General features: G+C 70.8%; 25 protein-coding genes. 12 read left to right on the top strand and 13 right to left on the bottom strand.

The features are described from left to right. Positions 1 to 15: 15 nt before the first annotated feature. Positions 16 to 462, bottom strand: a complete 447-nt coding sequence (locus AB0B39_RS02800) for a DoxX family membrane protein (RefSeq protein ID WP_357493585.1) — start codon at positions 460 to 462, stop codon at positions 16 to 18. Between the two features lie 83 nt (positions 463 to 545). Between AB0B39_RS02800 and AB0B39_RS02795 the strand changes: the two genes are divergently transcribed. Next, entirely contained in the window at positions 546 to 1,103 is a 558-nt protein-coding gene (locus AB0B39_RS02795) for a TetR/AcrR family transcriptional regulator (RefSeq protein ID WP_357493587.1), read from the top strand. 20 nt (positions 1,104 to 1,123) lie between these two features. Here the strand turns inward: AB0B39_RS02795 and AB0B39_RS02790 are convergent, their stop codons facing one another. Next, positions 1,124 to 1,612 carry a MarR family transcriptional regulator gene (locus tag AB0B39_RS02790; protein ID WP_357493588.1) on the bottom strand — a complete coding sequence of 163 codons (489 nt, stop codon included), beginning with the start codon at positions 1,610 to 1,612 and terminating at the stop codon, positions 1,124 to 1,126. 58 nt (positions 1,613 to 1,670) lie between these two features. Here AB0B39_RS02790 and AB0B39_RS02785 point away from each other — a divergent pair, with 58 nt between their 5' ends. Further along, positions 1,671 to 3,302, top strand: coding sequence for an MFS transporter (locus AB0B39_RS02785; RefSeq protein WP_357493590.1), 1,632 nt, complete (start codon positions 1,671 to 1,673; stop codon positions 3,300 to 3,302). Here the strand turns inward: AB0B39_RS02785 and AB0B39_RS02780 are convergent. Beyond that, the gene (locus AB0B39_RS02780; RefSeq protein WP_357493591.1) at positions 3,268 to 4,707 is read right to left on the bottom strand and encodes a GuaB1 family IMP dehydrogenase-related protein; all 1,440 of its coding nucleotides are present in this window, start codon (positions 4,705 to 4,707) and stop codon (positions 3,268 to 3,270) included. The genes AB0B39_RS02785 and AB0B39_RS02780 overlap by 35 nt on opposite strands. 130 nt (positions 4,708 to 4,837) lie before the next feature. Continuing rightward, positions 4,838 to 5,359, bottom strand: coding sequence for a helix-turn-helix domain-containing protein (locus AB0B39_RS02775; RefSeq protein ID WP_357573324.1), 522 nt, complete (start codon positions 5,357 to 5,359; stop codon positions 4,838 to 4,840). Positions 5,360 to 5,452: 93 nt separating this feature from the next. On the opposite strand from AB0B39_RS02775, the gene AB0B39_RS02770 reads away from it, so the two are divergent. Beyond that, entirely contained in the window at positions 5,453 to 6,058 is a 606-nt protein-coding gene (locus tag AB0B39_RS02770; RefSeq protein ID WP_357573323.1) for a dihydrofolate reductase family protein, read from the top strand. A gap of 65 nt (positions 6,059 to 6,123) precedes the next feature. Here the strand turns inward: AB0B39_RS02770 and AB0B39_RS02765 are convergent, their stop codons facing one another. Beyond that, positions 6,124 to 7,875: a biotin carboxylase N-terminal domain-containing protein gene (locus AB0B39_RS02765; protein ID WP_357573322.1), complete on the bottom strand. Its 1,752-nt coding sequence runs from the start codon at positions 7,873 to 7,875 to the stop codon at positions 6,124 to 6,126. A gap of 138 nt (positions 7,876 to 8,013) precedes the next feature. Between AB0B39_RS02765 and AB0B39_RS02760 the strand changes: the two genes are divergently transcribed. The 3 genes from AB0B39_RS02760 (at position 8,014) to AB0B39_RS02750 (ending at position 10,483) form a co-directional block, all read left to right on the top strand. Then, positions 8,014 to 8,628 carry a PadR family transcriptional regulator gene (locus AB0B39_RS02760; protein WP_357494265.1) on the top strand — a complete coding sequence of 205 codons (615 nt, stop codon included), beginning with the start codon at positions 8,014 to 8,016 and terminating at the stop codon, positions 8,626 to 8,628. 121 nt (positions 8,629 to 8,749) lie between these two features. After that, positions 8,750 to 9,709, top strand: a complete 960-nt coding sequence (locus tag AB0B39_RS02755; protein ID WP_234587392.1) for an ATP-binding cassette domain-containing protein — start codon at positions 8,750 to 8,752, stop codon at positions 9,707 to 9,709. An 18-nt stretch (positions 9,710 to 9,727) separates the two neighbouring features. After that, positions 9,728 to 10,483 (top strand): ABC transporter permease, encoded by a 756-nt coding sequence (locus AB0B39_RS02750; RefSeq protein WP_007455563.1) that lies wholly within the window; start codon positions 9,728 to 9,730, stop codon positions 10,481 to 10,483. Positions 10,484 to 10,608: 125 nt separating this feature from the next. Here AB0B39_RS02750 and AB0B39_RS02745 read toward each other — a convergent pair whose 3' ends face one another. The 6 genes from AB0B39_RS02745 to AB0B39_RS02720 all read right to left on the bottom strand — a co-directional run bounded on the left by AB0B39_RS02745 (position 10,609) and on the right by AB0B39_RS02720 (position 15,658). Beyond that, a complete protein-coding gene (locus AB0B39_RS02745) occupies positions 10,609 to 11,262 on the bottom strand; it encodes an O-methyltransferase (protein ID WP_234587394.1) in 654 nt (217 codons plus the stop codon). Continuing rightward, positions 11,259 to 12,014, bottom strand: coding sequence for a Maf family protein (locus AB0B39_RS02740; RefSeq protein ID WP_357573321.1), 756 nt, complete (start codon positions 12,012 to 12,014; stop codon positions 11,259 to 11,261). The genes AB0B39_RS02745 and AB0B39_RS02740 overlap by 4 nt, the downstream gene beginning before the upstream one ends. Before the next feature lie 347 nt (positions 12,015 to 12,361). Beyond that, on the bottom strand, positions 12,362 to 13,510 hold the full coding sequence (locus tag AB0B39_RS02735) for a S8 family serine peptidase (RefSeq protein ID WP_357573766.1): 1,149 nt from the start codon (positions 13,508 to 13,510) through the stop codon (positions 12,362 to 12,364). Positions 13,511 to 13,530: 20 nt separating this feature from the next. Continuing rightward, positions 13,531 to 14,910 (bottom strand): hypothetical protein, encoded by a 1,380-nt coding sequence (locus AB0B39_RS02730; protein ID WP_357573320.1) that lies wholly within the window; start codon positions 14,908 to 14,910, stop codon positions 13,531 to 13,533. After that, the gene (locus AB0B39_RS02725) at positions 14,907 to 15,365 is read right to left on the bottom strand and encodes a hypothetical protein (RefSeq protein WP_357493602.1); all 459 of its coding nucleotides are present in this window, start codon (positions 15,363 to 15,365) and stop codon (positions 14,907 to 14,909) included. Before AB0B39_RS02725 ends, AB0B39_RS02730 begins: the two co-directional genes overlap by 4 nt. Positions 15,366 to 15,454: 89 nt before the next feature. After that, the gene (locus AB0B39_RS02720) at positions 15,455 to 15,658 is read right to left on the bottom strand and encodes an acyl-CoA carboxylase subunit epsilon (RefSeq protein WP_357493604.1); all 204 of its coding nucleotides are present in this window, start codon (positions 15,656 to 15,658) and stop codon (positions 15,455 to 15,457) included. Positions 15,659 to 15,748: 90 nt separating this feature from the next. On the opposite strand from AB0B39_RS02720, the gene AB0B39_RS02715 reads away from it, so the two are divergent. Both AB0B39_RS02715 and AB0B39_RS02710 read left to right on the top strand, forming a co-directional pair. Continuing rightward, complete coding sequence (locus tag AB0B39_RS02715) at positions 15,749 to 17,728, top strand: protein kinase (protein WP_357573319.1); 1,980 nt, start codon at positions 15,749 to 15,751, stop codon at positions 17,726 to 17,728. A gap of 65 nt (positions 17,729 to 17,793) precedes the next feature. Next, positions 17,794 to 18,045 (top strand): hypothetical protein, encoded by a 252-nt coding sequence (locus tag AB0B39_RS02710; protein WP_234589102.1) that lies wholly within the window; start codon positions 17,794 to 17,796, stop codon positions 18,043 to 18,045. An 82-nt stretch (positions 18,046 to 18,127) separates the two neighbouring features. Here AB0B39_RS02710 and AB0B39_RS02705 read toward each other — a convergent pair whose 3' ends face one another. Together AB0B39_RS02705 and AB0B39_RS02700 are read right to left on the bottom strand one after the other, a co-directional pair. Continuing rightward, positions 18,128 to 18,880: a GH25 family lysozyme gene (locus AB0B39_RS02705; RefSeq protein WP_357493608.1), complete on the bottom strand. Its 753-nt coding sequence runs from the start codon at positions 18,878 to 18,880 to the stop codon at positions 18,128 to 18,130. Between the two features lie 129 nt (positions 18,881 to 19,009). Then, entirely contained in the window at positions 19,010 to 19,561 is a 552-nt protein-coding gene (locus AB0B39_RS02700; protein ID WP_357573318.1) for a Uma2 family endonuclease, read from the bottom strand. Between the two features lie 101 nt (positions 19,562 to 19,662). Here AB0B39_RS02700 and AB0B39_RS02695 point away from each other — a divergent pair, with 101 nt between their 5' ends. The 4 genes from AB0B39_RS02695 to AB0B39_RS02680 all read left to right on the top strand — a co-directional run bounded on the left by AB0B39_RS02695 (position 19,663) and on the right by AB0B39_RS02680 (position 22,851). After that, positions 19,663 to 20,406: a M50 family metallopeptidase gene (locus AB0B39_RS02695; protein ID WP_357573317.1), complete on the top strand. Its 744-nt coding sequence runs from the start codon at positions 19,663 to 19,665 to the stop codon at positions 20,404 to 20,406. Positions 20,407 to 20,448: 42 nt separating this feature from the next. Next, on the top strand, positions 20,449 to 21,432 hold the full coding sequence (locus AB0B39_RS02690; RefSeq protein ID WP_357573316.1) for a 2-dehydropantoate 2-reductase N-terminal domain-containing protein: 984 nt from the start codon (positions 20,449 to 20,451) through the stop codon (positions 21,430 to 21,432). Between the two features lie 62 nt (positions 21,433 to 21,494). After that, the gene (locus AB0B39_RS02685; protein ID WP_266248870.1) at positions 21,495 to 21,995 is read left to right on the top strand and encodes a SigE family RNA polymerase sigma factor; all 501 of its coding nucleotides are present in this window, start codon (positions 21,495 to 21,497) and stop codon (positions 21,993 to 21,995) included. Further along, complete coding sequence (locus tag AB0B39_RS02680) at positions 21,988 to 22,851, top strand: hypothetical protein (RefSeq protein ID WP_357573315.1); 864 nt, start codon at positions 21,988 to 21,990, stop codon at positions 22,849 to 22,851. The genes AB0B39_RS02685 and AB0B39_RS02680 overlap by 8 nt, the downstream gene beginning before the upstream one ends. Positions 22,852 to 22,879 lie beyond the last annotated feature (28 nt).

The raw sequence follows: 22,879 nt of genomic DNA, 5'->3' as shown, positions 1-22,879 counted from the left end.
TTAGCTCCCTGATAGTCAGGGGCCAAACGAAATAGCCGCAGCCGTGGCGACGAACACGAGTTGCAGCACGGTGCGTTGCCCGAGCGGGGTGACCGGGCGCCCGGCGAGGGTCATTTTCCGGCGTGCGGCCGAGACGTTGGCCGGGAACATCGCGAGCATGAGCAGGCCGAGCCCGGCCGCGGCCAGCCGGGCCGTCGCCGGGATCAGCAGCCCGGCGGCGCCGACCAGCTCCAGTACGCCGGTGACGGTGACCAGCAGGTCCGGCCGGGGCAGGCCGGGCGGGACCATCGCGATCAGGCCGGCCCGGCGCTGGCCGACGAAGTGGGCGAGGCCGGTCACGAGGAACAGCAGCGCCAGCCCGACCCGCAGCGCGGGATGCCAGCCGTCGAGTGCGTCGACGCCGGCCAGGCCGGCCAGTCGGGCCAGGGCGGTGCCGACCACAAGGGCGATCAGGGGTGCCATCGAAATCCTCCTCGGCATCATCTTGTCGATGACAAGATTGCGTACGGGGTGGCATCTTGTCAATGGCAAGATAAGATCCGGGAATGACCGGGACGCGCGGCTACCATCACGGCGACCTTCGTCGCGCCCTGCTCGCCGCCGCCGTCGAGGCGATCGACGAGGCGAGCCCGACGGCCCTGAGCCTGCGCGACCTCGCCCGGCGGGCCGGTGTCTCGCACGCCGCGCCGGCACACCACTTCGGCGACAAGGCCGGCCTGCTCACCGCACTGGCCGCCGAGGGTTTCGACCTGCTGGCCGAGGCGCTGGAGGCCGCCGACGACCTGTTGGCGGCCGGCGTCGCGTACGTCGACTTCGCCGTCCGGCACCGCGCGCACTTCGAGGTGATGTTCCGGCCCGAGCTGTACCGGACCGACGACGCGGAACTGATCGCCGCCCGGGGCCGCTCCGGCGCCGCGCTCCGCTCGGGAGTGGCGCGACTGTCCTCAGACGACGCGTCCGCCGACACCGACCGGGACGCGCTCGCCGCCTGGTCCATCGCGCACGGCTTCGCCACGCTCTGGCTGGCCGGTGCCCTGCCGGACCGGGTCGGCACCGATCCCCACGACGCGGCCCGTACGGTGCTGCGTCGCCTGTTCGACTGACCGTCGAAAGCCCTTTCGGGTCAGCTCTGCGGGCTGCCCGCCGGCCGGTCGGCAGGGGCGGTGGCGACGTACTCCCGCATGACCTCGGTGACGGCCCGCAGGAATGCGGTCGTCGCCGCCGCCTCGTCCGGGGTCAACCGGCTCACCACCTGGTCCACGCCGATGAGCATCGGTCGCAGTGCCGCCAGGACCTCGTCGTACGCCTGCTCGGTCACTTCCAGCGCGAGGCGCCGCCGGTCGTGCGGGTGCGGGGCGCGGCGTACGTGGCCGGCCTGCACCAGGCGGTCCACCAGAGTGGTGGCCGATGCGGAACGGATGCCGAGCCGGTGGCCCAGCTCGACCGGGCCGAGCGGCTCGGAGCTGGAGATCAGGTGGTCGATCGCCGCCGCGTCGGTGGTGCCGATCCCCAGCCGACGGGCCAGAGCGCCCCGGGTGTCGCCGGCCACGCGCAACAGCTCCCGCAGCGCACGGGCCGTCTCGCTGGTCGGGGTTGACGGGGGCCGCGCCATGGGTAAAAGCTAGCAGCCCGGGTAGCTAGAAAATCTAGCTACCAGAAGGAGAGAGTCAATGGCCGAGAACGGGCGCGGACGCTGGTGGGGGCTGTTCGCGATCAGCCTGGGCGTCGCGATGATCATCGTGGATGCCACGATCGTGAACGTCGCCGTCCCGCAGATCATCCGGGACCTCGACATCACCTCGACGGACGCGCAGTGGGTCCAGGAGGCGTACACCCTGGTCTTCGCGGCGCTGTTGCTCGTCGCCGGTCGCTTCGCCGACCGGTCCGGACGCCGCCGGATGTTCGTGACCGGGGTGGTCGTCTTCGTGGCAGCCAGCGTCCTGGCCGCCCTGGCCGGCTCCGGCGAAACCCTGATCGCCTCCCGGGTGCTCCAGGGCGTCGGCGGCGCGATGATGCTGCCCACCTCGCTCTCGCTGCTGAACGCCAACTTCACCGGACGGGACCGGGGTATCGCCTTCGCCGTCTGGGGCTCCACCATCGGCGGTGCGGCGGCCCTCGGCCCGCTGCTGGGCGGCTGGCTGACCACCGAGTACTCGTGGCGCTGGGCCTTCGGCATCAACGTCCCCGTCGGCGTGGCAGTCGTCGCGGTGACCCTCGCGCTGGTCGCCGAGTCCCGCGACGACCGCGCCGAGCGGGGCATCGACATCATCGGCGCGCTGCTCTCCGTGCTCGGCATGACAGGCGTCGTCTTCGCCCTCATCGAGGGTCGCACCTACGGCTGGTGGCAGCGGGAGAAGCCGTTCAGCCTCTTCGGGCTGGACTGGAACGTCACCCTCTCGCCCGTACCGGTGGCCGGTCTGCTCGGCCTCGCGGCGCTCGCCGTCTTCCTCGGTCACCAGCTCCGCCGCAACCGCGTCGGCCGGCCCGCCCTGCTCGACCTGTCGCTGTTCGGGATCGGGTCGTTCCGCAACGGCGTGCTCGCCGCCGCCATCGTCAGCCTCGGCGAATTCGGGCTGCTCTTCGCGCTGCCGCTGTGGTACCAGAACGTGCTCGGCTACAGCGCGTTCGACACCGGTCTGGCGTTGCTGCCACTCGCCGTGGGCAGCTTCCTCGCCAGCGGCATCGGCGCCCCGCTGACCCAACGCCTCGGCGCCGCCCGGGTCGTCCAGCTCGGCGTCGCCGCCGAACTGGTCGGGGTCGCCGGGTTGGGCTTCGTCGTCGCACCCGACACCCGCTGGTGGGCTCCGCTGGGCTTCCTCTTCGTCTACGGCATCGGCGTCGGAATGGCCACCGCCCAACTGACCGGGGTGTCGCTCTCCGAGGTGCCGGTGCAGCGCAGCGGGCAGGGCTCCGGCGTGCAGAGCACCGCCCGGCAGGTCGGCTCGGCGCTCGGCATCGCCGTACTGGGCACCGTCCTGTTCGCCAGCCTCGGCGGCATCCTCGGCGACCGGTTGGCCGACCAGCCGGGCCTCGACGCCGGGCAGCGGGACGAGGTGGTCACGGCCGTCAAGGAGAGCGCCGGAGCGGCTATCGGGGGCCTGGCGGAAGACCCGCGTACCGCCCCGATCGCCCGGGAGGCCCGCATCGCCTTCTCCGACGCGACCCGGTACGCGGCCTTCGCCGCCGCCGGCTTCCTCCTGATCGGCCTGGTGGCCTGCGCCCGGCTGCCCCGCACCCGCCCCGAGCCGTCCGCCCCGAGCGGCGCTGCTACCAGCTCGTCGGCAGCGGCATCCCCTCGGTGAAGCCGGCGGCGCTCTGCACGCCGACGATCGCGCGCTCGTGGAACTGCGTCAGGTCCCGTGCTCCGGCGTAGGTGAAGGCGCTACGGACCCCGGCGATGATCTCGTCGATCAGGTCCTCGACGCCGGGCCGGGTCGGGTCCAGATACATCCGCGCCGAGGAGATGCCCTCCTCGAACACCGCCTTGCGGGCCCGGTCGTACGGGCTGTCGTCGGCGGTACGCGCGCTGACCGCTCGCGCCGAGGCCATCCCGAAGCTCTCCTTGTACCGCCGACCGTCCGGCTCGGTGTAGAGGTCACCGGGAGACTCGTAGGTGCCGGCGAACCAGGAGCCGATCATCACGTTCGACGCGCCGGCGGCGAGCGCGAGCGCCACGTCGCGCGGGTGCCGCACGCCGCCGTCGGCCCAGACGTGCCGGCCCAGCTCGCGGGCCGCCGTCGAGCAGTCGAGCACGGCGGAGAACTGCGGTCGGCCCACGCCGGTCATCATGCGGGTGGTGCACATCGCGCCCGGCCCGACACCTACCTTGATGATGTCCGCGCCGGCCTCGACCAGGTCGCGTACCCCCTCGGCGGTGACGACGTTGCCGGCCGCCACCGGAACGCCCGGGTCCAGCTTGCGGACCGCCCGCAACGCCGAGATCATCCGCTCCTGGTGGCCGTGCGCGGTGTCCACGACAAGCGTGTCCACGCCTGCCTCTAGCAGCGCGGCGGCCTTGCCGGTGACGTCGCCGTTGATCCCGACCGCCGCGGCGATGCGCAGCCGCCCCCGGTCGTCCACGGCCGGCGTGTAGAGGGTGGCCCGCAGCGCGCCCTGCCGGGTCAGCACGCCGACCAGCCGACCGTCGGCGTCCACCACCGGGGCGAGCCGGCGCCGGCCGGCGGAGAGCAGGTCGAAGCCGGTACGCGGGTCCGCGTCCGCCGGGACGGTGTGCAGCTCGGTGGACATGACGTGCCGCAGCTGGGCGAACCGGTCCACGCCCGTGGTGTCCGCCTCGGTGACCACGCCCACCGGCCGACCGGCCTCGTCGACAACGATCACCGCGCCGTGCGACCGCTTCGGCAGGAGGTGGATGGCGTCCCCGACGGTCTCGGTGGGGCCCAGGGTGATGGGTGTGTCGTAGACCAGGTGTCGCTGCTTGACCCAGGCGACGACGTTCGCGACGACCTCGATCGGGATGTCCTGCGGGATCACGGCGATCGCGCCCCGCCGAGCCACCGTCTCGGCCATCCGCCGCCCGGCGACCGCCGTCATGTTCGAGACCACCAGCGGGATGGTGGTGCCGGTGCCGTCACCGGTGGACAGGTCGACGTCCAGCCGGGAGCCGAGGTCGGAGCGGGCCGGCGCCATGAAGACGTCGGTATAGGTCAGGTCGTGCGCGGGAACCGCGCCGTGAAGGAAGCGCACCTGAACATCATTCCTGCTCGCGCCCACTCCTGCCGCCGCTGGTGGCTCAAACCACCCCCACCCCCCGGTCCTGTGCGGCGGGTCACCGGCCGGCACGTGCGCCGGAGCCGCCGTTGGGTGGTGGGGTCCGTCACGAGGTGGGCGGTTCCGGCGGATCGGATCGGTCGCGGGTGGCTGTCTCGTAGGCCGAGCGAAGCTCGTCGACCGCTCGCCGGGCGTGCGGATCGGGCCGGGGGACACCGAGGTGCACCTCGCGTAGGTCGTCCATCAGGCGGGTGATCAGTTCAGGGCCGCCGTCGCGGAGCAGTTCGGCGCGCACCCGGAGGCGACGTTCGCCACCACGGTGGGCCAGCCCCCACGAGCCGAACGCTGCCATGATCGGCAGTGTCTGAATGCCCGCCTCGGTGAGCGAGTAGGCCGCCCGTTGCCCCCGTCGGGCGTCCTCGCGGGTGAGCAGGCCCGCGTCGACGAGGCGCCGCAGGCGGCTGCTGAGAATGTTCGGCGCGATGCCCTCCTCGCTGCCGGCGAGCAGCTCGCGGAAGTGCCGCCGGTTGCCGAACATGATGTCCCGAAGCACGAGCATCACCCACGGATCGCCCAGAACCTCCACCGCCTGATTGATCGGGCAACCCGAGCGTGGCACCGAATCCATCACGCCCTCCCCGGCAAGTGATTGCACTCTGCTATCACTTCATCCTAGGGTAGGTCGAAGCAGTTGCATATCGCTATCACTGAGGGAGGGCCCATGTCGGGGCGGTTCGTGTACTGGATGAACGTGTCCGCCGATCTGTTGATCGAGCGGGCGCCTGGCGAGCAGGGCGGTGGAGAGTGGCTGCGCATCGGGGAGTCACTGCACCAGGAGTTCAACACGCGGGCCCGGGCGCTGTCGCTCCTGGTCCAGGGGCGCACGATCTACGAGACGATGGAGGGCTTCTGGCCGGCGGCGCGCGACGACGAGTCGTTGCCCGGCTACCTACGCGAGTACGGCGAGATCTGGACGTCGAAGCCCAAGGTGCTGGTCTCCCGCACGCGTACCAGCGCCGACCACAACACCGAGATCATCGGTGGCGACGATGCCGTCGGCGAGCTCGCGGAGCTGCGGCGACGGACCGACGGTGACATCGGCGTCGGCGGCGCCACACTGGCCACGGCGCTGCTGCGGGCCGGGCTCCTCGACGAGCTGCTGCTCTTCACGCACCCGGTCATCCTCGGCGCCGGCCGCCCGCTGTTCGACAGCCTCGACGAGCCGCTGCAGCTGGACCTGATCGAGCAGGCGCGCTTCGACGAGGGCGTCACCCTCCACCGGTACGCCGTCCGGAACGCGCGCACGCCGCTGCCGCCGACCGCGTAACCGACCCACACCGCCGGGGTCGGCCGCGGCTGCTCCACCCGCAGCAGAGATCTCGCGCTCGCCCCTCAGGCGATGGTGCAGATGGCGGCGCCGGCGGTGATGACGGCACCGACCTCGGCGGTGAGCCCGCTGACCGTACCCGCCTTGTGGGCGTGCAACGGCTGCTCCATCTTCATCGCCTCGAGCACCACCACCAGGTCGCCCTCGGCCACCGTGTCCCCCTCGGCCACCGCGATCTTGACGATGGTGCCCTGCATGGGGGAGGTGAGCGCGTCGCCGCCGACCGGGGCGCCCGCCTTGGCTCCGCCCCCGCGCCGGGCCGGCTTGCGGGAGGCGGGTGCCGCGGTGGTCGTACTCCCGCCGAAGCCGGCGGGGAGGCTGACCTCGATGCGCTTGCCGGCGACCTCGACCACGACGGTGTCGCGTTCTTCCGGCGCCTCGACGGCGCCGGCGGCGGCGACGAACGGCGGCACGGTGTTGTGGAACTCGGTCTCGATCCACCGGGTGTGCACGGTGAACGGTTCGGCGGTGAACGCCTCGTCCCGCACGACCAGGCGGTGGAACGGCAGCGCGGTGGCCATCCCGTCGACGACCATCTCGTCCAGCGCGCGGCGGGCGCGTTCCAACGCCTCGGTCCGCGTCTCACCGGTGATGATCACCTTGGCCAGCAGTGAGTCGAAGTTGCCGCCGATCACGTCGCCGGCCGAGATGCCGGTGTCCACCCGGACGCCCGGGCCGGTGGGCAGGCGCAGCGTGGTGACGGTGCCCGGCGCGGGCAGGAAGTTACGGCCCGGGTCCTCGCCGTTGATCCGGAACTCGATGGCGTGCCCGCGCGGCGTCGGGTCCTCGGTGATCCGCAGCTTCTCGCCGTCGGCGATCCGGAACTGCTCGCGGACCAGGTCGATGCCGGCGGTCTCCTCGGTGACCGGGTGCTCGACCTGGAGCCGGGTGTTGACCTCCAGGAAGGAGATCGTGCCGTCCTTGCCGACCAGGTATTCCACAGTGCCGGCGCCGTGGTAGCCGGCCTCCCGGCAGATCGCCTTGGCGCTGTCGTGGATCTGGGCGCGCTGGGCGTCGGTGAGGAACGGCGCGGGGGCCTCCTCGACGAGCTTCTGGTGCCGGCGCTGCAACGAGCAGTCCCGGGTGCCCACCACGATCACGTTGCCGTGCTGGTCGGCGAGGACCTGCGCCTCGACGTGCCGGGGCTGGTCCAGGTAGCGCTCGACGAAGCACTCGCCCCGGCCGAACGCCGCGACCGCCTCGCGGGTGGCCGACTCGAAGAGCTGGGGGATCTCCTCCATGGTCCGGGCGACCTTGAGGCCGCGCCCACCACCGCCGAAGGCGGCCTTGATGGCGACCGGCAGCCCGTGGTCGACGGCGAACGCCATCACCTCGTCGGGGCTGCCCACCGGGTCCGGGGTGCCGGGGACCAGCGGAGCGCCGGCGCGCTGGGCGATGTGCCGGGCGGTCACCTTGTCGCCCAGGTCGCGGATCGCCTGCGGGGTGGGGCCGATCCAGGTCAGCCCGGCGTCGATGACCGCCTGGGCGAAGTCGGCGTTCTCGGACAGGAACCCATAACCGGGGTGTACGGCGTCGGCGCCGGCCCGGGCGGCGACGTCGAGCAGCTTGTCGATGCGCAGGTACGTCTCGGTCGCGCTGTCCCCGCCGAGCGCGTACGCCTCGTCCGCGAGGGTGGAGTGCAGGGCGTCGCGGTCGGAGTCCGCGTACACGGCGACGCTGCCCAGGCCGGCGTCACGGCAGGCGCGGATGGCCCGGACGGCGATCTCGCCGCGGTTGGCGATGAGTACCTTGCGCACCTCGTGGCTCCTCCCGGCAGGTTACTGACCGGGAGTGTATCGGCCACCCGTGCCGACCCTAACGATCGCTCAGTGTGGGGTGCGGCACTGAAGTTAGTCAAACTTGGCTATTACGCTTGTGTGGTGTCTGCGACTCGAATGATGATTCTCGGTCTGGTGCGGTGGATGCAGCCCGTGCACGGCTACGACGTGCGCCGTGAGCTGCTGAGCTGGAGCGCCGACAAGTGGGCGAACGTGCAGCCCGGCTCGATCTACCACGCGCTGCGCAAGCTCACCGAGGAAGGCCTGCTCCGTGCCGTCGCCACCGAGCAGGTCGGCGCCCGTCCGGCCCGGACCACCTACGAGGTGACTCCCAAGGGCGAGGACGAGTTCGAGACGCTGCTGCGCAACTCCTGGTGGAACCTCACGGAGCCGTCCGACCCCTTCGCGGTGGCCTTCTCCTTCCTGCCCGCCATGCCGCGCGCCGAGGCCGCCGCGGCCCTGCGCAACCGGGCCAATCTGCTGCGCGCCGGCGTCGAGTCGATGCGCGCCTCCCTGGAGTCGGACTGGGTGCGTAACCGCAAGCCGGCGCACGTGGGTTGGATGTTCGAGCTGTGGGCGGCGCGGGCGGAGGCGGAGATGGGGTGGTGCGACCGGATCGCGGAACGGATCGACTCGGGAGTGTCGTACCTGCCTGCTGAGCTGGAGAACGCCGAGGGTTGGTCGGGGTGGAAGGACCGCCAGGAGTCGCGGCCTCCGACTGCCACGGAATAATCAACGTTGACTAGAAGAGTTATATCGCGTTAGCCTGCTGGCGGCACAGCGGGGGAGTGCGCCGTCCGGCGTCGTCCCACTCGACGGCCGGCGCGACCGGCCCGACCGACCAGGAGCACAAATGATCGAGACCAGGGGGCTGCGGAAGTCGTTCCGCTCCCGCGCGGGTCGAGAGACGAAGACGGTTGACGCCGTGCGGGGCGTCAACCTTCAGGTCGCCGAGGGTGAGATCTTCGGCTTCCTCGGCCCCAACGGCGCCGGCAAGACCACCACGCTGCGGATGCTCGCCACGCTCATCGAGCCCGACGGCGGCGAGGCCACCATCGCCGGAGCCGACCTGCGCAAGGATCCGGCCGAGGTTCGCCGCCGGATCGGGTACGTCCCGCAGGGCGGCAGCACGTGGGACGAGTCCACAGCCCGTGAGGAGCTGGTCCTGCACGCCCGGATGTACGGCATCGGCAAGGCCGACGCGCAGCAGCGGGCCGCCCGCGCGCTGGCCGCCTTCCAGCTCACCGAGTACGCCGACCGCAAGTGCAAGACCTACTCCGGAGGCCAGCGCCGGCGGGTCGAGATCGCGCTCGGCATCATCCACGAGCCGAAGATCGTCTTCCTGGACGAGCCGACCACCGGCCTCGACCCGCAGAGCCGCGCCCACATGTGGGACGAGATCCGGCGACTGCGCAACGACGGCATGACGGTCTTCATCACCACGCACTACCTGGACGAGGCCGACGCGCTCTGCGACCGCATCGCGATCATGGACAACGGCGAGGTCGTCGCCGAGGGCACCCCGGCCGAGCTCAAGCGGGAGATCTCCGGCGACGTCGTGCTCGTCGGCCTCGACCTGGCCGCCACCCCGCAGGCCGCCCAGGCGCTCGACGGCGAGGCGTACGTCAACAAGCTGGAGACCGCCGACGAGGGCGGCCTGCGCCTCTACGTCGACGAGGGCGCCACCGCCATTCCCCAGGTGCTGCGCCGACTCGACCACGCCGGGCTGGAGCTGCGCTCGATCGAGCTGCACCGGCCCAGCCTGGACGACGTCTTCCTGACCAAGACCGGCCGCTCGCTGCGCGAGTCCTGACCACCGGAGAGACGACTCATGAAATTCGCCCGCGACACGTGGCTGATCTTCCAGCGGCAGATCCAGCTCCTGCTGCGCAACCCGGTCTGGGTCTTCGTCGGCGTGTTCCAGCCGGTGATGTACCTGCTGCTCTTCGCCCCGCTGCTCAAGCCGGCCCTGAACGCGCCCACCCAGGCCGCCGCCTACAAGATCTTCGTGCCGGGTCTGCTGGTGCTGCTGGCCATCTTCGGCGGCCTGTTCCAGGGCTTCGGCCTGATCGCCGAGCTGCGCGCCGGCGTCATCGAACGGTCCCGGGTCACCCCGATCAGCCGGCTCGCCCTGCTGCTCGGCCGCTCGCTGCGCGACGTGGTCTCGCTCATCGTGCAGGCGGTCATCATCACCCTGCTGGCGCTCCTGTTCGACCTGCGGGTGTTCATCGGTGACCTGCTGCTGGCGTACCTCATGCTCGCCCTCATCGCGCTCATGACCTCGGCCGTCTCGTACGGCGTCGCACTCAAGGTCAAGAGCGAGGACGCGCTGGCCCCACTGATGAACACCGTGGCGCAGCCGGTGCTGCTGCTCTCCGGCATCCTGCTGCCGCTGACCTTCGCACCGGGCTGGCTGCAGGGCATCGCCGACTGGAACCCTTTCTCCTGGGCGGTCGACGGCACCCGCGCGCTCTTCGCCGGCGACCTGGGCAGCGACAAGGTCTGGCAGGGCCTCACCATCACGGCGGTCCTCGCCGCGCTGGGAGTCTTCTGGGCCGCCCGCCAGTTCGCCCGCAGCGTCCGCTGACGCTCGCCCCTGGGCCGGCCTGACCCCGGGCCCGGCTTGATCGACTCGGGTTCCTGAAAGTTGGGGTGTCCTACCGCCGAGGATGCCGCGATTTCCAGGAACCCGAGTGGATCAGAGCGCGGCGGTCAGCGGACCCGGGCGAGGGTGAGGCCGTCCGCGATCGGCAGCATCACCGGGTCGACCCGTACGTCGGCGAGCACCTCGTCGTTGAACGCGGCGATCGCCCGGTCGTTGGCGTCCCGCGGGGCGAGCACCCGCCCGCCGCGCAGCACGTTGTCCACGGCGATCACCCCGCCCGGCCGCATCCGGGGCACCAGCTCGGCCCAGTAGACCGGGTACCCGGTCTTGTCCGCGTCGATGAACGCGAAGTCCAGGTGACGCTCGTGCGGCAACTCCCGCAGCGTCTCGCCGGCCGGGCCGATCCGCAGGTCGATGCGGTCCTGCACGCCGGCGCGGGCCCAGTACCGCCGGGCGATGCCGGTGAACTCCTCGGAAATGTCGAAGCAGGTCAGCTGCCCGCCCTCGGGCAACCCCCTTGCGATGGCCAGCGCCGACAGGCCGGTGAACGTGCCAACCTCGACGGCCTGCCGTACGTCCAGCAGCCGGGTCAGGAACGTCAGGAACGCGGCCTGCTCCGGTGCCACCTGCATGGAGGCGTGCTCGGGCAGCAGCGACCGGGTCTCCTCGGCGAGATCCTGGATGATCTCGTCCGGTGGGGCGCCGTGCGCGACCAGGTACGCGTGCAACTCGTCGGTGAGCGGGATCGACTTCGTGGTCATGACCGGACGTTACCGATCGGCTCGACCGATTGGCCGCCCGGCGCGACAGTTGTCCACAGGTCCGTGATCTGCAGCCCCAGTTCGGCGAGGAGCCGACGCAGCAGCGGCATCGACAATCCGACCACGGTCCCCGGGTCGCCCTCGATCCGTTCCACGAACGGCCCGCCCAACCCGTCGATCGTGAACGCGCCCGCCACCGCCAGCGGCTCGCCGGTGGCGACGTACGCGGCGATCTCGTCGTCGCTGATGTCCGCAAAATGGACTGTCGTCGAGGCAACCGCCTCCGCACGCCGCCCACTGACGCCGTCGATCAGGCAGTGCCCACTGTGCAGGACACCGCTGCGCCCCCTCATCCGCAGCCAACGCTGGGTGGCGTCGGCCGGATCCGCCGGCTTGCCGAGAATCTCCGAGTCGAACTCGAGCACCGAATCGCAGCCGATGATCAGGGTCCGCTGACCGGTGCCTGCGGTGCTGCTGCCTGCGTTCGTGCTGGTGCCTGCGTTCGTGCTGGTGCCTGTGTTCGTGCGGGTTGGCTCGGCTGCCGTTGCGGCCGGGCTCAGTCGGGCCAGGACTGCCTCCGCCTTGAGCCGAGCCAACTCCAGACACAGTTCCTCGGCCCGATCGGTCACCACCAGGGACTCGTCCACCCCGCTGACCAGCACCTCCGGCTCGATGCCAGCGGCCTGGAGAGACTTACGACGGGCGGGGCTGGCCGAGGCGAGCACGAGGCGGAGCGGCAGAGAATCAGACACCAGCCCGACGTTACCGGCTCACCACCCACCACCGGTCCACCCGCCCCCGCGTGGCCCCCAACGCCGTGCTCCTCACGCCACGGCCCCGCGCTTCATGCCCACGCGGCCTGGCGCTTCATGTCCACGCGGCCTGGCGCTTCATGTCCACGCGGCCTGGCGCTCTTGATCCACTCCACATCGCCGATATCGGCCTTTCAACCAGCCACGAAAGACCCACATCGCCGATATAAAGTCGATCAGCCCTTCGGCCCCTCCATGATCGACTCGACTTCATGGATATCGGGGTATCCCGCCGCCCGGACACCCCGATATCAAGGATCCCGAGTCGATCAACGCGCTCCGGCCGATCAGCGACTGATTCTGGGCGGCGGATCATCACCACGCCGCCGACGTCGCACCACCAGCGCCCATCCGACGCCAGCGGCCACGATCACGGCGAGAGTGGCGAGACCGCGAGCTGTCGCGCCATCATCGCCCTCACCGGGCCGAGCGTCGGCCGTCGTGGTCGGGCCAGCGCCGGCCGGAGCGCTCACCGACTCAAACCCCAGCGGGGGTACGTCTGCCGTCAGCGCTGCCACAAGATCGATCACGCCGTACCCGTACTCGTCGTCCCGGCCCGGCGGACCCTTGTCGATGGCTGTGGCCGTAAGCCGATGGGCCACCTCCTGCGCCGGCAGGTAGGGGTACTTCGACCTGATCAACGCCGCCGCCCCAGCCACAATCGCCGTCGCGTCAGAGGTGCCTGTGCCTTTGCGGTACTTGCCGTTAATGCTCGTGCTGTAAATGTCAACCGCCGGCGCAACCACGTCAATCTCGGGGCCCGTAACGGAGATATCGGCATGATTCCCATTCCGATCTACCCCCCCCACCGCGATAACTGCATTCTCTGATGCTGGGTAACCGACTTTGGTGTCCTCCGGTTTGTTGCCGGCGGCAGCAACCAGAACGATATTCGCGGCGAGTGCTGCTTTGATGGATCGCTGCAACGGAATGCCAGCACCGCCGACCGACGGTATGCAGATCACATCAGCGCCTTGGCGAACAGCATAATCAATGCCGGCGGCCAAGGCGTCAGCCTCCCCTTGGCCGTTGGTGGGAGTATCGCGGATCGGGAGTATTTTTGCATCGGGAGCTAGCCCCAAGGCGCCAAGATTGCCTCCTTGCCCATGGGCCGCGATCAACCCCGCCATACCGGTGCCGTGACTATTCTGGTCATTCTGACCATCGCCGTTGCCGTCGGAGACCATATCGATCCCACGAAGCAGGTTGTTCCGCAAATCGGGGTGCGGTTGAACGCCTGTATCTGGAACTGCGACGATTACCCCGCGGCCGCGTGTGATCTCTTGGGCATCAGAGGTTTTCAGATATTTTAGGTGCCATTGATCCGTGCGGACCCGTTCGACCTCACTGGGTTCGCTTGTCGGCTGGCGAGAGTTGCTCTTCGCGGGTAAGGCTATTGGTGCTATTAGCGACAGAAGGGCGGCCAATGCTGCCAGGCTCTGTCGGCTGGATTGACTCACCGATCGAGGCCGATGGCCGGTCCTGGGTCAGATGGGCCAGGCTCCTCCGGCGGGCGAACAATAGGGTTGACGCCATGGTCGGTCTTCCACGGATGGTCGGGATCCCAAGCGTGCCTATCTTCTTCATATCCGTTCCTCCCGGGACGGCCAGGAGGGTAGCTTGGTCCGTAATTGCCGCCCGTACCAGGGGCGCCACCGATAGGCGAGAAGCCGTGTCCTCCGGCTGCACTACGGCCACTGCCCGGACGCGAGCCGGCACTGCCGGTCGGCGTGGTGCCAGCACCGCCACCGCCTATTACGCCGCCGATCGGATTAACCTTCCGCGTTGGATTGCCACCGGAGGCAGGCGAGCCGAGTCCGGAGCTAGGCATGCCGCCGATGAGGCCGTTAGTTGGTGCCGCTCGGGCCGACGGGGCCGTCGGGATGTGGGACAAACCCTTGGTTGCTCCGCTGGCGGTCCGCCCGATAGCGTCGGTTTGCCCTTGCGGCGGCACCTGCGGCCTAACGAGCGAGGTGGGTGGTGTTTGAGCTGTCGGCCCGAAGCCCGTCGCCGCTATGTTCGGTGTAACTCCCGGTAACCCTGCGTTGGCGAGTGGTGGTGCTGGTGCAACGCCCGCGCCGGCACTGCCAAGTATCGGTCCCACGGTAGATGCCTGAACGGGATGCGAGCTGCCGGCTGGATTTAACAAGGGGCGGCGAACGGCTGTGTCGGGGGTGATTGGCACTGGAACGATCGGCGGAATCGTCGGTCCGGTGCTGGCATCGTAAGCATCTGTGCTGGCGGGGTCTCGCCTTAACCTCGGGGGCGGCGGCGGGGGTTTTTGGAGGGTGGCTTGGGCTTGTTGGAGTTCGCCGCTGAGGTTGAACATCATGGCCCGTGCCTGCACGTTCAGCCGTTCCAGCTCGCCGTCCGTCACCGGTGACTCGACAACCCGGTTACCCATGATCGCTTTGGGGTCCGCGGCTGTGGCGTCGTACGCCTGCTTCTGCTGGAGCTTGGCCGCGTACTCCTCGTGGATCTTGCGGAGCTCGGCGCGGGTGGTGCCGATGGCCTGGGTGGCGGCGGACAGCGCGGTGTAGTTGGCGGCGGCGGCGTCGTGGGTGTGCCGCACCTTGGCGATCAGGTCGTCGAGTTGGGCGAGGTACGTGCCGGAGGCGGCGCTGGTTTCCGGGGGCCAGGCTTCGGCGAGCCCGCGCCGGTACTCCTGGAGTCGGCCGAGGTGGATCTGGGCGAGGTCGCAGACCTTGCGCCAGCCGGCGACCTGTTTCCAGTGGTTGGTGGTGTCGTGGTCCTGGAGGCACGCCCACATGCTGTTGACGTCCATCAGGTGCCAGTCGGTCTGGCCGGAGGTGCGGCCGCCACCTCGTTCGATCATGGCAGGACCACCGGCCTCTGGCTCTCGGGGCCGGTGGGGTCGGTCAGCGTCGGCGTCCGGCCGCCGGGCAGGACGGTGCCGGGGTCGGCGAGGGCCCGCTGGACGTCCACGGCGCGGGCGGCGGAGAAGGCGTCGCTGTCGGCGTACTGGGTGGCGACCCGGTCGGCGACGGCGGCGAGGTGGCCTGTTGCGCCCCGGACGGCGTACACCATGTCGGCGGTGGCCTGCTGCGTCTCGTGGTGGGCGTGCAGGAAGGTGACCAGCTCGATGAACGCGTCGCAGGGGTTGGGCACCTTCGCGGACATGTCGTCGGCGATGTACGACAGGTGGGGTGCGTAGTTGCGTTCGACGTCGGCGGCGAGCCGGTCGGCGAACTCGCGGAGCTGGCGGATGTCGGCCTCGATGCCGCCGTAGCTGTGCAGCCAGGGCGCCGGCTGGTCCTCTTCGGGGATCATCGATCCTCCCTATCCGTCACGGCACCGTTTCCCTGAGTGAGGTTAACGGCTGCACGCCATCCTGGCAGCCCCCACCGGGGCGACCCGGGTCAGCGAGAAAGGCGAGGAAGGCCGGAGGCACGCCAGGTGTCGGGGCGGGCCGGGCGACCGCTGCGGGCCCACGCGGACGTGGCAACCGGCGCGGGGGTGGCGGCCGGGCGGGACCGCACGATCACCGCGCCGACCAGAGCGGCCAACTCCTCGGCGGTGGGCACGCCGCGAACGACCCGGAACAGCGGCTCTTCGGCAGACATGCCGCCAGGGTACGCGGCTCGAAGTCATCCGACGCGAACAGTGGCGTGCCGGCGGTGTGAGCGTCGGCGGCTCCGGGTACCGTCTCACCGATGTCGAACGCGCTTCCCCAACTCGTCGCTGACCGATACCGGCTTCTGTCGCCGCTCGGCCAGGGCGGCATGGGTCGGGTGTGGAAGGCGCGCGACGAGGTGTTGCACCGCGACGTCGCCATCAAGGAGTTGGTGCCGCCGCCCGGCCTCACCGACGAGGAACGCCGCGAGATGCGGGAGCGGTCGCTGCGCGAGGCGCGGGCCATCGCCCGGCTCAACCACGTCAACGTGGTACGCATCTTCGACGTTCTGCGCACCGATGGCGACCCGTGGATCGTCATGGAGTACGTGGCGTCGAAGTCTCTGCAGGACACCCTCGCCGAGGACGGGCCGGTGTCGGTGGCCCGCACGATCGAGATCGGCCTGGGCGTGCTGGGCGCGCTGAACGCCGCCCACAAGGCGGGCGTCATGCACCGCGACGTCAAGCCGGGCAACGTGCTGCTGGGCGACGACGGCCGGGTCGTGTTGACCGATTTCGGTCTCGCCACGATCCCCGGCGACCCGAACGTCACCCGCACCGGCATGGTGCTCGGTTCGCCCGCGTACATTTCGCCGGAGCGGGCCCGGGAGGGCACCGCCGGGCCGGAGGCCGACCTGTGGTCGCTGGGCGCGACGCTCTACGCGGCGGTGGAGGGCAAGTCGCCGTACGCGCGGCCGTCCGCGATCGCCACGCTTGCCGCGCTGGCCACCGAGCCGATGCCGCCGCCGAAGAACGCCGGCCCGCTCAAGGCGGTGCTCACCGGGCTGCTGCAGAAGGACCCGAACGAGCGGATCACCGCGGAGGTGGCCGAGCGGCTGCTGCGCCGCGCCGGAGGCAAGCGGGCGCGGGGGATCTCACTGCTCGATGGCGTACGCCGGCCGGGGCCGAACGGTCCACGGGAGCCGCGCCCGCCGCTCGTGCCGGCGCCGCGCCCCGCCGAGGAGAGCGCCGCCCGCCCGGTGTCGCCGCCTGCACCGCGTACCCCGCCGCCGGTCGCCGCGGCCGCGGCCGGGCCGGCAGTCGTCGACGCCTCGCCGACGGAGGTCGTGCCCGCGGGCGCGGACGCCGAGCCGACGGCCACGGTGCCGGCCGAGCCGACCGCGACGATCGACCGCCCGACCACGGCCGAGGCCGAGCCGGCCGTGACGGCGGCCGCCGACGACGGTGAAACGGACGCCGACGACGAGCCGACGGCCGTCGACGGGCCGCCGGTGGCGCCGGTGGCGCCGGAGCAGCGCAAACCTTCGGCCCCGACGTCGGTGATGCCCCCGGTGAGCCCGGCCGGGCGCGCGGCGGTGCCGGCGTTCGACGGTACGAAGCCGAACAACACCCGCCGGAACGTGCTGATCGGGGCGCTGGTGGCCCTGCTGCTGGTCGGCCTCGTGGTGATCGTGCCGATGCTGACCAACGGCGACGACAACGAGAGCCCGCAGGCCGACGCGACGAGCGGGGCGGCCGCGACGTCGGCCCCGGCGCAGTCCTCCGCTCCGGCAGCGCCTCCGCCCACCACCGGCGCACCGACGCCCTCGGCCACGCCGTCGGCCGACCCGAACGCGCTGCCCGCTGGCTGGAAGCTGCACAAGGACCCGGCCGGCTTCACGCTGCCGATCCCTGACGGCTGGATACGCAGCCAGCCCGATGGCAACACGGTCGTCTTCGACCAGGCCAACGGACCGGGTGAGTTGCTGGTGCAGTGGACTCCCAACCCGAAGAAGGACGCGGTCAAGGACTGGGAGAGCCTTGAGAGCGGTCGCAAGAACCTCGTCAACGACTACAAGTTGATCGGCATCAGGCGGTGCACGTTCTGGAAGACCTGCGGCGACTGGGAGTGGCTGGAGACCCGGGACGGGACTCGGATCCACGTCCGTAACCGGGGTTTCGTGACGGCCAGCAACCGTGGCTACGCGCTGCGGTGGGAGATCGCGGAGAAGGACTGGCAGGCCAACCTGCCGAACTTCGACCGGATCGCCAAGGGCTTCGTGCCCGACCGTCAGGACTGAAACTCATTCGCATGACCTTGCGTCGTCCGGGGTAATTGACCTTCGACGACGGAAGGAGGTACGACATGGGTTACCGACGGAGGGACGCCAAGCCCCGACTGGCACTGTGGATGCTCGTCGCGTTCGGCGACGCGGTGCTGCTGCTGGTCGCCGCGGGGGTTCCGGCGTTCATCGCACTGCTCAGTGTCGTGACCGTGGCCGTCTGCGGGGTGGGCGCCTGGCGGCTGAGCCGGCGGGGAGCGCTTGCTCCCGAGGAGGCTCGGGCGCAGGCCCTGAGCGAGACCCAGATGCCGGCCCTGAGCCGACGGCGGGCCTGACCCGTACGCGGTGGCGTGGCGGCAGCCGGACCGATTGTCGACCGTGAGGTGACCGTCGATCCCGCTGCCGCCAACCGCCCGATCAGGTGTTGTTGGCCAGTGCGATCAGTCGGCTCCGGTCACCGTTCCAGTAGTTGCGGTCCACGTTGCCGCTGATCCCGGAGACGGCGCCGCTGCTGGTGTACTGCCAGAAGCTCCACACCGGCGCACCGGCCGGCAGGGCACCCGGCGTGCTCGCCCAGCGGGCAAGCCAGAGCGGGTGGTTGGCCCACGGGCCGGTCCAGCTGCCCGTGCACTGGTTCCACCAGCTGGCGGTGGTGTAGATGACCGCGTACCGGCCGGTGCGGGACCGGTAGGTGTTCAGGAAGTCCTGCACCCAGTTGCGCATCCCCGTGGTGCTGAGCCCGTAGCAGTAACCGCCAGCGTACGGATTGCCCTCGATGTCCAGCGCCGCCGGTAGGGTGCGGCTGTCCGCCGACCACGCGCCACCGTTGGACGCCAGGTAGTTGGCCTGGGTCGAGCCAGCGGAGATGTTGGGCCGGGCGAAGTGGTACGCCCCGCGGATCACCCCGGCGTTGTAGGCGTTGACGTAGTTCGCGTTGAAGCGCGGGTCCTTGTAGCTGGTGCCCTCGGTCGCCTTGATGAAGGCGAACTCGATGCCCGCGTTGCGGACGCTGGTCCAGTTGATGCTGCCTTGGTAGTTGGACACGTCGACGCCTGCGGTGGTGGCTGCCGCCGCCGGGCCGGCGGTCGCGACCACTGTCGCCGCGGCGGCGGCGAGGACTGTGAGGCCGGCCGCGAGCGCGCGGCGCAGCGATGATCGGGTACGGGCCATGAGTGCCTCCAGGGACGCCGGTCTATTGACGCCCATCTTTGGAGGTAAGTGCCCTTGATCGCAATAGCTGTAGAGAAAACTTTCATCGACGACTGTCGGTGGCTCCCGGGGATTGCCGTGCGGAAGCGATCAGCGCAGGGTGGCCGGGTCGAGCTGCCAACGGAACGGCTCGACGATGCTCAACGTTTCACCGGCCTTGGCGACCTGATCCTCGACGTAGTGCTCGCCGTCGAGCCGGTAGAGCCGCAGCGAGTGACCATTGCCGTCCTGCTCGACCAGCAGGTACCAGGGGATTCGCGCGATCGCGTAGAGCTGCATCTTGACCAGGCGGTCAGCAGCAGCGTTGCCCGGCGAGACGATCTCGCCGACGAGGGTCACCCGCTCGGCGTCCAGAAAGGCGCCGTCGTCGTCGATGTCGGTCACGGCGAGATCCGGAATGACGACCCGGTCGACGCCGAGCCGGACGTTGATCGCCTCATAGACCAACAGACCGCCAGGATCAGCTGCTGCCTCGATGCTGTTCGCCAGTCGGCGTGACACCCGCTGGTGCCATCGGCTCGGGGCAGGGCTCACGATCAGGCTCCCGTCGAGCAGCTCGATGCGGTCCGGGGTCTCACCCAGGGCGAAATAGTCGGCCTCGGTCCAGAGCCCGACGTGGTGTCCCAGGGGTTCCGCGCTCATCGGCCCTCACCTCCCGCTTCACTCGCCACCCGATCAGTCTCACAGGATACGAGCCGGTGCCTCGGCAGCGACACGGAACGCCGCCGGTAGGCTCGCGCCCCATGATGTCGATCGACGGACTGGGCGAGATGTGGGACACGCTGTTCGGCGCGCAGCCGGACCCGCCCCCGTTGCTGGTGTTGATCACCGCGGCCGTCGCGCTGGTGGTGGTGTCCACCCGGCTGCCCTGGCGGATCGCCCGCAACGCCATCACCATCGCCCACGAGGGCGGGCACGCGCTCGTCGCTCTGCTCACCGGTCGTAAGCTGCGTGGCATCCGGCTGCACTCGGACACGTCCGGGCTGACGCTCTCCGCCGGTCGGCCCACCGGACCGGGCATGATCCTGACCCTGCTCGCCGGGTACGTCGCCCCGCCGCTGATCGGGTTGGCCGGCGCGTGGCTGCTTGGGGGTAACCGGATCACCCTGCTGCTCTGGGTCGCGGTGGTGCTGCTGCTCGCCATGCTCGTCATGATCCGAAACGCGTTCGGTGTGGTGTCGCTGCTGGTCACCGGGGCGCTGGTGTTCGCCGTCTCCTGGTACGCGACGCCGCAGGTGCAGGCCGCTTTCGCGTACACCGGGGTGTGGTTCCTGCTGCTGGGCGGGGTGCGGCCGGTGGTGGAGCTGCAACGGCTGCGCTCGCGCGGCCGGATGCCCGCCTCCGACGCCGACCAACTCGCCGGACTCACCCCGTTCCCGGCGTTCTTCTGGGTCACGGTCTTCGCCCTGGTCAACCTGGCCGCCCTGGTCGCCGGCGCCCTGCTGCTAGCTGGCCCCATCCTCACCGACGCCGGCCTAACCCTCTAATCCCCGGCCGGGGTGCCGCGGGGCGGCGGGCAGAATGAGGCCATGCGATACGTGATCATCGGGGCGGGCGCGGTCGGCGGGACCATCGGCGTACGACTGGCGCAGGCCGACCGGGACGTGACAGTCGTGGCGCGCGGCGGGCACCTGGACGCGATCCGGGAGCGCGGCCTGACGCTGCGCCAGCCCGACGGTGACGTGACCGCCCGGCTCGCCGCCGTCGACGGCCCGGACGACCGGCCGCTGCCGGCCGACACGGTGCTGGTGCTCACCGTCAAGTCGCAGGATACCGAGGCCGCGCTGGCGACGTGGGTGGACGCGCCGGTCGCCGGTGGTGGCACGGCCGGCGAGCGGCTGCCGCTGGTCACCGCGCAGAACGGGGTGGCCAACGAGCGGGCCGCCCTGCGGCTCTTCGCCGACGTGCACCCGGTCTGCGTCTGGCTGCCCGCCACCCACCTCGACCCGGGCGTGGTGGTGGCCAACGGGCACCCGCACCCCGGGATGCTCCACATCGGCCGGTACCCGGTCGGCGCCGACGACACCGACCGGGCGATCGCCGCCGACCTGACCGCCGCCGGCTTCGTCGCGCCGGTGCGAACGGACGTGCTGCGCTGGAAGTACGGCAAGCTGCTCAACAACCTCGGCAACGGCCTCCAGGCGTTGCTCGGGCAGGACATCCCCGACGCGTTGGCCGAGCGGGTACGCGCCGAGGGCGTCGCCGCGCTCGCCGCCGCGCGCATCCCGCACACCTCCCCGGACGAGGAGAAGGCCGAACGCGGCGACCTGGTGCAGCAGCGCCCGGTCGACGGCGCGGGCCGCACCGGTGGGTCCACCTGGCAGAGCCTCGCCCGGGGCGCCGGCTCGACCGAGGTCGACCACCTCAACGGAGAGGTCGCGCTGCTCGGCCGGCTGCACGGCGTGCCGACGCCGGCCAACGTGGCAGTGCAGCGGGCGGTACGGCGGGCCACCCGGGAGCGGATCGCGGCCGGCGCGTTCCCGCTCGCCGAGCTGGAGAAGATGATCGCCTGACCGGGGCAACCGACGGCCGTGTCCGGCGCGTGTTCCCTGCGACCGACACGGGGAGGTAGCGGGTGCCGGACGTCGACGGGTTCGACGAGTTCTACCGGGGGAGCCGACAACGGCTGCTCGGTTTCGTCTACGCCCTCACCGGCGACCGGGTCGAGGCCCAGGACGCGGTGCAGGAGGCGTACATCCGGGCGTGGCAGCGCTGGTCGACGATCAGCGGGTACGACGACCCGGAGGCGTGGGTGCGGGTGGTGGCCAGCCGCATTGCGGTCAGCCGCTGGCGCAGCCTGCGCAGTCGCGCCCGCGCGTATCTGCGTCACGGCGCCACCGAAACCGTTCCCGGGCCGGGCACCGACACGGTCGAGGTGGTCGCCGCGCTGCGTCGACTGCCCGAGGAGCAGCGCACCGCCATCGCCCTGTACTACCTGATGGGTATGCCGGTCGCCGAGGTGGCTCGGGAGACCGCCGCCCCGGTGGGCACGGTCAAGGCCCGCCTCTCCCGGGGGCGTACCGCGCTCGCCGGTCTGCTCGCCGTCTCTGATCTGGAGGAGGCCACCGATGCGTGACGACGCGGCATTCGTCGAACGGATCCACCGGGACCTGCGTGACGTCAGGTGGCCGGAGCCGCAGGAGATCCGGGCGACGGCCCGCAGGCGTCGGCGTCGCACCGTCGCGTTTGCGGCGGTCGCGGTGCTCGCGGCGGTGACCGGCCCGGCGTACGCCCTGACGGCCCGGCCGGAGGCTCCGCCCGCTGCCACCATGCCTGCGCTGCCGCAGAGCCCCGTCCGGGCGGACATCCCCCTTGACTCCCTGCTGGCCGTCACCGAGGTGCCGGTGAAGAACGCCGTGCAGCTCGGCGACGCCGGCCTCGGTGAGGTCGTCAGGTTGGATCCGACGTTGCAGAGGTGCGGCGACGACCGGGGCGTGTCGGCGATCCCCGCGTACTCCCGTTACTCGCGGTCGCAGACGCTGCTGTCGCGGAGCAAGGACGGCATTGCAGCGGTACGCGTCGAACTCAGCCAGGACGTCTACCGGCTCGATCCGCTGGTGAGCGCGCGACTCTTCACTCACCTGAGGGCGCTGCTCGACGCCTGCCCCGAGTGGCGTTTCGCCGAATCCGTCGAGGCGGCGGGCGAGACGACGCCGAACGAGAGCAAGCACGCCTGGGAGACGGCGGCGAGCAACTTCGCCGGTGACGAGTCGATTCTGGTGCGGCACGTGCCGTTCGCCCCCCGTGGCCCGGCCTCCGGAAGGACCCTCGAGCGCTCCAGCCCGGTCGGGATGACAGTCGTGGTCCGGGTCGGCGACCTGGTCACTGTCCTGGAGCCCAGTCCGGACCTGGGCCTGGGCGACGCGGATCTCGAGGCGCTGGGCCGCACGGCCGCCCGGCGACTGTGCCCCGCTGCCAACCCGGCCTGCTGACCCTTCTTGATCCGCGCAACATCAGGGA

Source organism: Micromonospora sp. NPDC049114, from assembly GCF_040648635.1.
GTDB lineage: Bacteria > Actinomycetota > Actinomycetes > Mycobacteriales > Micromonosporaceae > Micromonospora.
This window is presented reverse-complemented; position numbering and strand designations above follow the sequence as displayed.

What these genes read in the sequence shown, in the direction of transcription:
- AB0B39_RS02800 (WP_357493585.1), bottom strand. Translation starts at nt 462, where the DNA reads ATGGCACCCCTGATCGCCCTTGTGGTCGGCACCGCCCTGGCCCGACTG.
- AB0B39_RS02795 (WP_357493587.1), top strand. Translation starts at nt 546, where the DNA reads ATGACCGGGACGCGCGGCTACCATCACGGCGACCTTCGTCGCGCCCTG.
- AB0B39_RS02790 (WP_357493588.1), bottom strand. Translation starts at nt 1,612, where the DNA reads ATGGCGCGGCCCCCGTCAACCCCGACCAGCGAGACGGCCCGTGCGCTG.
- AB0B39_RS02785 (WP_357493590.1), top strand. Translation starts at nt 1,671, where the DNA reads ATGGCCGAGAACGGGCGCGGACGCTGGTGGGGGCTGTTCGCGATCAGC.
- AB0B39_RS02775 (WP_357573324.1), bottom strand. Translation starts at nt 5,359, where the DNA reads ATGGATTCGGTGCCACGCTCGGGTTGCCCGATCAATCAGGCGGTGGAG.
- AB0B39_RS02770 (WP_357573323.1), top strand. Translation starts at nt 5,453, where the DNA reads ATGTCGGGGCGGTTCGTGTACTGGATGAACGTGTCCGCCGATCTGTTG.
- AB0B39_RS02760 (WP_357494265.1), top strand. Translation starts at nt 8,014, where the DNA reads ATGATGATTCTCGGTCTGGTGCGGTGGATGCAGCCCGTGCACGGCTAC.
- AB0B39_RS02755 (WP_234587392.1), top strand. Translation starts at nt 8,750, where the DNA reads ATGATCGAGACCAGGGGGCTGCGGAAGTCGTTCCGCTCCCGCGCGGGT.
- AB0B39_RS02750 (WP_007455563.1), top strand. Translation starts at nt 9,728, where the DNA reads ATGAAATTCGCCCGCGACACGTGGCTGATCTTCCAGCGGCAGATCCAG.
- AB0B39_RS02745 (WP_234587394.1), bottom strand. Translation starts at nt 11,262, where the DNA reads ATGACCACGAAGTCGATCCCGCTCACCGACGAGTTGCACGCGTACCTG.
- AB0B39_RS02730 (WP_357573320.1), bottom strand. Translation starts at nt 14,910, where the DNA reads ATGATCGAACGAGGTGGCGGCCGCACCTCCGGCCAGACCGACTGGCAC.
- AB0B39_RS02725 (WP_357493602.1), bottom strand. Translation starts at nt 15,365, where the DNA reads ATGATCCCCGAAGAGGACCAGCCGGCGCCCTGGCTGCACAGCTACGGC.
- AB0B39_RS02720 (WP_357493604.1), bottom strand. Translation starts at nt 15,658, where the DNA reads ATGTCTGCCGAAGAGCCGCTGTTCCGGGTCGTTCGCGGCGTGCCCACC.
- AB0B39_RS02715 (WP_357573319.1), top strand. Translation starts at nt 15,749, where the DNA reads ATGTCGAACGCGCTTCCCCAACTCGTCGCTGACCGATACCGGCTTCTG.
- AB0B39_RS02710 (WP_234589102.1), top strand. Translation starts at nt 17,794, where the DNA reads ATGGGTTACCGACGGAGGGACGCCAAGCCCCGACTGGCACTGTGGATG.
- AB0B39_RS02705 (WP_357493608.1), bottom strand. Translation starts at nt 18,880, where the DNA reads ATGGCCCGTACCCGATCATCGCTGCGCCGCGCGCTCGCGGCCGGCCTC.
- AB0B39_RS02700 (WP_357573318.1), bottom strand. Translation starts at nt 19,561, where the DNA reads ATGAGCGCGGAACCCCTGGGACACCACGTCGGGCTCTGGACCGAGGCC.
- AB0B39_RS02695 (WP_357573317.1), top strand. Translation starts at nt 19,663, where the DNA reads ATGATGTCGATCGACGGACTGGGCGAGATGTGGGACACGCTGTTCGGC.
- AB0B39_RS02690 (WP_357573316.1), top strand. Translation starts at nt 20,449, where the DNA reads ATGCGATACGTGATCATCGGGGCGGGCGCGGTCGGCGGGACCATCGGC.
- AB0B39_RS02680 (WP_357573315.1), top strand. Translation starts at nt 21,988, where the DNA reads ATGCGTGACGACGCGGCATTCGTCGAACGGATCCACCGGGACCTGCGT.